General features: G+C 64.3%; 7 protein-coding genes and 1 pseudogene. 4 read left to right on the top strand and 4 right to left on the bottom strand.

Annotated elements, in window-relative coordinates; all coding sequences use genetic code 11:
* The first annotated feature begins 83 nt into the window (after positions 1-83).
* From AC1DMG_RS18215 to AC1DMG_RS18205, 3 genes are read left to right on the top strand one after another with little or no spacing between them, the layout of a single operon-like run.
* Positions 84-1,535 carry an aldehyde dehydrogenase gene (locus AC1DMG_RS18215; RefSeq protein WP_441604336.1) on the top strand — a complete coding sequence of 484 codons (1,452 nt, stop codon included), beginning with the start codon at positions 84-86 and terminating at the stop codon, positions 1,533-1,535.
* A 13-nt stretch (positions 1,536-1,548) separates the two neighbouring features.
* Positions 1,549-2,217, top strand: a complete 669-nt coding sequence (gene can / locus AC1DMG_RS18210; protein WP_477180863.1) for a carbonate dehydratase — start codon at positions 1,549-1,551, stop codon at positions 2,215-2,217.
* Positions 2,214-2,633 carry a RidA family protein gene (locus tag AC1DMG_RS18205; RefSeq protein WP_441604338.1) on the top strand — a complete coding sequence of 140 codons (420 nt, stop codon included), beginning with the start codon at positions 2,214-2,216 and terminating at the stop codon, positions 2,631-2,633. The genes can and AC1DMG_RS18205 overlap by 4 nt, the downstream gene beginning before the upstream one ends.
* 63 nt (positions 2,634-2,696) lie before the next feature.
* On the opposite strand, the gene AC1DMG_RS18200 is transcribed toward AC1DMG_RS18205, so the two are convergent.
* From AC1DMG_RS18200 to AC1DMG_RS18185, 4 genes are all read right to left on the bottom strand, one after another.
* Positions 2,697-2,951 (bottom strand): hypothetical protein, encoded by a 255-nt coding sequence (locus AC1DMG_RS18200; protein WP_441604339.1) that lies wholly within the window; start codon positions 2,949-2,951, stop codon positions 2,697-2,699.
* A 198-nt stretch (positions 2,952-3,149) separates the two neighbouring features.
* Complete coding sequence (gene hutG / locus AC1DMG_RS18195) at positions 3,150-3,932, bottom strand: N-formylglutamate deformylase (protein WP_441604340.1); 783 nt, start codon at positions 3,930-3,932, stop codon at positions 3,150-3,152.
* 44 nt (positions 3,933-3,976) lie between these two features.
* Entirely contained in the window at positions 3,977-5,323 is a 1,347-nt protein-coding gene (gene gorA, locus AC1DMG_RS18190; RefSeq protein WP_441604341.1) for a glutathione-disulfide reductase, read from the bottom strand.
* 59 nt (positions 5,324-5,382) lie between these two features.
* Positions 5,383-6,642, bottom strand: coding sequence for an NAD(P)/FAD-dependent oxidoreductase (locus AC1DMG_RS18185; RefSeq protein WP_441604342.1), 1,260 nt, complete (start codon positions 6,640-6,642; stop codon positions 5,383-5,385).
* Between the two features lie 80 nt (positions 6,643-6,722).
* On the opposite strand from AC1DMG_RS18185, the pseudogene AC1DMG_RS18180 reads away from it, so the two are divergent.
* Positions 6,723-7,006 (top strand): annotated as a pseudogene (locus AC1DMG_RS18180) (hypothetical protein); the annotation flags it as partial.

Below are 7,006 nucleotides of genomic sequence, written 5' to 3'. Positions count from 1 at the left end.
GGGTGCGCTCCCACATTCACATTGAATCGGGCATACGCCAGCGTCCGGTGCAATCGGAGCCCGCAGGTCTTAAGCTTGCGCAGATGCCTACCCTGCGCCTCGCCAACCTGATCGACGGCCGCCTTCAGGCGCCGCGACATGATCGCTGGCTGGACGTGTACGAACCGGCCACCGGCCAGGTTTTCGCCCACTGTCCCGACTCCACCGCCGAAGACGTTGCCGACGCCGTGGCCGCCGCCGCGCGCGCCGCGCCCGAGTGGGCGGCAACGCCCGCCGAGCAGCGCGCCAGCCTTATGCATCGGCTGGCCGATCTGATCGAAGCGCGCATGGACGAATTCGTGGCGCTGGAATCGCGCGACAGCGGCAAGCCGCTGAGCCAAGCGCGCAAGCTCGATATTCCTCGTGCGATCTCCAACCTGCGTTTCTTCGCCGCCGCCATCATCAGTTGGGGCAGTGAGTCGCATGCGATGGAAGCCGGTGCGATCAACTACACGCTCCGCCAGCCGTTGGGCGTGGTCGGCTGCATCAGTCCGTGGAACCTGCCGCTGTATCTGTTCAGCTGGAAGATCGCCCCGGCGCTTGCGGCCGGCAATACGGTCGTGGCCAAGCCCTCGGAGATCACGCCCTGCACCGCTGCCTTGCTTGGTGAGCTGAGCATCGAGGCGGGCTTTCCGCCTGGCGTATTCAACATCGTGCAAGGCCGCGGACCGACCGTGGGCCAGGCCATGGTTGAGCACCGGTCGGTCAAGGCCGTGTCCTTCACCGGCAGCACGCGCACCGGCGCGCAGATTGCCGCCGTGGCCGCGCCGCAATTCAAGAAGGTATCGCTGGAGCTTGGCGGCAAGAATCCCGCCGTGGTGTTCGAAGACGCCGACCTCAGCGACGCCAATCTCGACACCATCGTGCGCTCGGGCTTCGCCAATCAGGGCGAGATCTGCCTCTGCGGCTCGCGTCTGCTGGTGCAACGTTCCATCTACGACACCTTCCGCGAGCGCTACCTGGCACGCGTTCAGGCGCTGCGGGTGGGCGATCCGAACGAAAGCGCCAGCGATCTTGGCGCACTGGTCTCGCGCGAACACTTCGACAAGGTGATGGGCTGCATCGCCACGGCTCGCGAAGAAGGCGGCCGCATTCTCTGTGGCGGCGAGTCGGTGACCGTGGATGGCCGCTGCGCCGACGGCTGGTTCGTCGCACCGACCGTCATCGAAGGCCTGGGCAATGGCGCCACCACCAACCAGCAGGAAATTTTCGGACCCGTCGTCACCCTGATTCCGTTCGAGGACGAAGCCGAAGCGCTCGCCATCGCCAACGGCACCGGTTACGGCCTGGCCGCCTCGGTGTGGACGCGCAACCTGTCGCGCGCACATCGCTTCGGCGCCCAACTGGATTTTGGCATCGTGTGGACCAACTGCTGGCTGCTGCGCGATCTGCGCACGCCCTTTGGCGGCACCAAACAATCGGGCCTCGGTCGCGAGGGCGGCGCCGAAGCGCTGCGCTTCTTCACCGAGCCCAAGAACATCTGTATTCGTTATTGATGAGAGCGCCATCGTGAAAAGTCCCCTGCAGAATCTACTCGACAGCAACCGTCACTGGTCCGCTGCCATGGTCGAACAGGACCCGCGCTTCTTCGAACGCCTCGCCCAGCAGCAGGCGCCGAAGTATCTGTGGATCGGTTGCTCCGACTCGCGCGTGCCAGCCACGCAGATCGTGGATCTGCCGCCGGGCGATATCTTCGTGCAGCGAAATGTCGCCAACGTGGTGTCGCATACCGATCTCAATTGCCTGAGCACCATCCAGTTCGCCGTCGACGTGCTCAAGGTCGAGCACATCCTGGTGGTGGGCCATTACGGTTGCGGTGGCGTGCAGGCGGTCCTCGACGATCGCCGCCTGGGCCTGGTCGACAACTGGCTTCGCCATGTCGGCGATGTCGCGCAAAAGCACAAGCAGCTGCTCACCTCGATCGACCTGATGAATCTGCGCAATGCTCGCCTGTGCGAACTCAACGCGATGGAACAGGTGGTCAACGTCTGCCACACCACCATGGTGATGGATGCCTGGGAGCGCGGGCAGAAGCTCTCCGTGCACGCGTGGTGTTACAGCCTGTTCGATGGACACGTCAACGATCTGGGCATGCATGTGAGTTCGCGCGAAGGACTGAGGCCCGCCTACGAGCACGCCATGCAGCGCCTGGKCACGATTCCCGAGTTCAATCGATGAGCAACGTCGTCCGCACCGATCAGGCCCCGGCGCCGGTGGGCGCGTATCCGCATGCGCGGCGAGTCGGCGATCTGTTGTTTCTCTCCGGCGTCGGCCCGCGCACGCCCGGCAGCAATGCGATTCCCGGCAATGTGTATGACGCTGCCGGCAAGCTGGTGGACTACGACATCGAAGCGCAATGCCGGCAGGTGTTCGCCAATGTGCGCGCCGTGCTCGAAGCAAGCGGCGCGCGCTGGGAAGACCTGGTGGACGTGACGGTGTTTCTTACCGACATGGGGCGTGATTTTCCCGCGTACAACAAGCTTTATGCGGAATACTTCGCGGGCGTCGACGCTTGTCGCACGACGCTGGGCATCACGGCACTGCCCACGCCGATAGCCATTGAATTGAAGTGCATCGCTGCACCGAAGGCCTGAGGCAGCGCACACAAAAAAAGCCCCGGCATGCGAATGCCGGGGCTTTCCTTTTACAAGAGCCGCTTAGTGACTGGCTTCAGTCTGCGGCAGCGTGGACTTGGCCGTGCGCTTGGCGGACTTGCTGCCCTTGGGCTTGGGCTGGCCGTTGTTGGTGGACTTGCTCTTCTTGTGCTTGTGTGACGACGAGCTGGCGGGCGCTGGTGTGGCCGAAGCCGACTTGGCGGCGGGCGCAGGCTGCGGGGCTGCGTCCTGAGCCAACAGGGAACCGGTGAAAGCCATGCCTGCCAGCAGCAGGGAAGCGATCGCGAACTTGCGCATGTGTGTGAGCCTCGACGTAATGAGCCTGATGTTCGTGCCGCGCACCGATCGGAATGGGCCGATCCGTGCATCGCGACGGCTAAAACATCGCACGTTTGGCAGCAGCCCGGAACTGGATTTTTCCAGCATGCGCGCGAGATTTCCGCAGGCCACGTCTTGACATTGCAAGACCCTAACAAGGGTCGAATGTTTTTGCGCTTACGCCACGCAGAGCGCGAGCAGGCGCGCGATGGTTTCCTGCACTTGCACGGCGCTGGCTTCGGCATACGCGAAGCTGTCTTCGTCCATGTAATTGATCTGCGATAGCTCCAGCTGCACGGCCTGCACGCCGCTGTCGGGCTGCCCGTAATGGCGCGTGATGTAGCCACCCTTGAAGCGTCCATTCACCACGAAGCTATAGCGGGACTGGGTTTCCAGCACATCCTTGAGTTGCTGCTGCAAGGCCGCCGAGCAGCTCGCGCCCTCGGCCGTACCCAGGTTGAAGTCGGGCAACTGCCCCTCGAACAACATGGGCACGCGGCTACGGATGGAATGCCCGTCCCAGAGCACCACACGGCCGTGCGCGGCACGCAATCGTTCAAGTTCTTGCGATAGCGCGTCGTGATACGGACGCCAATACGCATTTACCCGACGTTGTATTTCTTCCGCCGTCGGTTCAGCTCCATCGAGGTAAAGCGGCTCACCATCGAAGCCGATGGTGGAGACAAGACCGGTTTCGCGCTTGCCGGGATACAGCGCATGACCGTCCGCGGGACGATTGAGGTCGACCACGTAACGCGATGCCACCGGACGGATCACGCTCGCCCCCAGTGCCTTGGCGAGCGGCTCGTACAGCCGCCCCACGTGCCAGTCGGTATCGACCGAGCGCTGCGCGTCGGGTCGCATGCGCGCGGCGATGTCATCGGGAATATGGCTGCCGTCGTGCGGCAGGCTGATGAGCAGCGGCGCGGTGCCGCGATGTAGCGTGTAGGTGGCAGTCATGGGTGAAGTTTACCGTGGCGCGGGAAAAGCCGATGTTGGCTCGCTCAGTTGATCAACACCAGTTCTTCGGCCGAACTCGGATGGATGGCAATGGTGTCTTCCAGATCCCGCTTGCGCAGGCCCATTTTCAGCGCGACCGCAAAGCCCTGCAGCATTTCGTCCGCGCCTTCGCCGAGCACATGGATGCCCACCACGCGCTCGTCGTCGCCTTCGGTGACGACCTTCATCAAGGTCGGATGTTTCCGCCCTGCCACGGCCCATTTCATCGGCGTGAATTTCGCGCGGTGCACGTGCACTTTGTCACCATGGAATTGGCGCGCCTGCGCTTCGGTGAGGCCGACGATCGCCAGTGGCGGCTCGGCGAAGACGACACTGGGAATATTGTCGTAATCGAGCCGACTGTCGGGTTTGCCGCCGAACAGTCGATCGGCCAGTCGTCTTCCCGCCGCCACCGCCACCGGTGTGAGTTCCGGGCGTTCGGTGACATCGCCGACGGCGAAGATGCCTTCGACATTGGTGGCCTGCCAGGCGTCGGTGACGATGTGGCCCCATTCGTCCACGTTGACGCCAGCGGCATCGAGATCCAGCCGGTCGCTGTTGGGTACGCGGCCGATCGCCCACAACACGGCGTCATACGGTCCGCAGGGGCCATTGACGTCATCGTCGATCATGAGGTTTTCGCCATCGCGATGCAGGCCCGTCACTTTCACCTGGTTGGTGATGCGGATGCCCGCGTCGCACATGTGCTGCTCAAGCGCATCGACCAGTTCCGCATCGAAGCTCGTGAGCATGCGATTGCGCACGTGCAGCGTCACCTCGCTGCCCAGCGCGTTGAGCAGTCCCGCGAATTCGATGGCGATGTAGCCCGCGCCAATGACGGCAATGCGCTTGGGCAAGGTGCGCAGCGCAAAAATGTCATCGGACACCATGCCCAGATCGAAGCCGGGTATATCCAGGCGATGCGGACGGCCGCCGGTGGCAATCACGATTTGCGGGGCACGCAATTCTTCTCCGCACGAAGTGGCAATCGTGTTGGCGGACACGAAGCGCCCCGTTTCGGTGAACACCTGGATGCCGCCCTCTTCCAGGCCCATCGCGTAACGATGGCGGATGTTGTCGATGTAGTGCTGGCGCAGCTGGCGGAAATGTTCCCAGTCGAGCGCGCCGGGCTGGGACGCAAAACCATAGTCCACCGCGAGCCGTTGCTCCTGCGCCAGCTGGCCGGCGAACCACAGCGCCTTCTTGGGCACGCAGCCGACATTGACGCAGGTGCCGCCCAGTGCGCTGGGTTCAAGCAAGGCGACGCGTGCGCCATGGCGCGCGGCACGGAATGCGGCCCCCAGGCCACCCGAACCACCACCCAATACGATCAGATCAAACGTTTCCGCCATGCCGCTCTCCGGTTTGCGCCATTGAAGTTAAGCGAGTCTGCGAGCAGGCCGCGTCAAGATCACACGCCAAAGCGCGACGGTGCGTACGGCGAGGGATCGATTGCTGGCGTCGCGCCGCGCAACATCGATGCCACCAGTTCGCCCGTGGCCGCCGACATGCTCACGCCAAGCATGCCGTGCGCCGTGGCCAAAGTGAGATTGGACCAGCGGGAGCTGGGGCCGATGATTGGCACCTCGTCCACACTCATAGGACGCCAACCCCACCACTCTTCCTTCAGTTCGGGCCCTTCGGGCACGTGCAGCCCCTGGGCGGCGCCTCGACGCAAGGCATCCAGACGCGTGCGGTTGAGGCCCTCGGCATAGCCGGAAAACTCCATCGTGCTGCCCAGCCGGAAGCCGCTGTCCCAGGTGGTGACGCACACGGCGGCCTCGCGCAATACCAGCGCGTGGCGCGGCGCCACGGCGGGACGCGAATAAGTGATCGAATAGCCTTTGCCTGGTTGCATGGGCAGGCGCAGGCCGAGCGAGCTCGCGGTCAACGGCGACCAGGCACCGAGCGCCATCACCACACGCTCGCCACGGAACACACCGCGGGTCGTGCGCACGTGGTCGATACGATTGCCGTCAAGGCCAAAGCCGTCGATGCGGGCGCCCGATTCGACGATGCCACCCAGCTCCGTCACGCGGCGCGCGAGTTCGGCGGCGTACCGGTCTGGTCGCAGACGTGCGTCGTCCGGGTGGAAAAGCCCGCCGGCAACGCCGGGTTTAAGCGCGGGCTCGCGCTCTTCCACGGCCTCGCCGCTCAAGCGCTCCACCGCTACACCCAGGCGATCGAGCACCTGGGCGTGGTGACGCTCGTCTGCCTGCAACGCCCCTGCCGAGCGGTAGACATACAGCTCCCCTTCTTCGCCGAACTCGCAGTCGAACCGCTCGTCGCGCACGAGGCCCGCAAGTAATCCGCGCGAGCGTTGCAGGATGGCTGAACGTGCTTGCGCGGCATGTTCGAAATCGCGCCAGTTGCAGTGGCGGGCAAAGCCGAGCAGCCAGCGCAGGCGCGGGCCGTCAAAGCGTGGGTTGAGGTAGAGCGGTGCATCCGCCCGCAGCATCGAGCGCAACGCCACGCCAAACATGCCCGGCATGGCCAGGGGCGCCGCGTGGCTGGGGGTGATCGTTCCACAATTGCCGTGCGAACTGCCGCAGCCCGGGGTACCCTGCTCCAGAACGCGCACGGTAGCCCCAGACTTCAGCAGGTAGTAAGCGCAGGCCAGGCCGATGACGCCACCGCCGAGAACCAGCACATCACTGCGTGAATCATCCATCGGACTATTGTAGCGTCGCCATGACCCACTCCTGACCTTGAGAGATTAGCGCGATGGGAACGTCAGAGCAGTCCAGCAGGATGTTGGTACGGTGGCGTTCGGCGATGCGCTGCGCGGCGGTACTGGCGGCGTGCGCGGCGGGTGCGGTGCACGCCCAGGCCGCCAAGCAACAACCCGCGCCGACACAGACAGCCACGCAACCCGAGGGGCCGGCCACCGCATCCTCGGCCACCGCCGTGAGTCGCGACCTGTTCACGGAAACCGCGCACATCAAGAACGACCTTGCGCGCTACCTGTACCTGCGCGAAGTGATGCCCCAGCTCACCAAGGACGATCGCCTCATCGATCAGCAGCTGCTGGCGAC

This window comes from Dyella sp. 01N36 (assembly GCF_056399745.1).
This window is presented reverse-complemented; position numbering and strand designations above follow the sequence as displayed.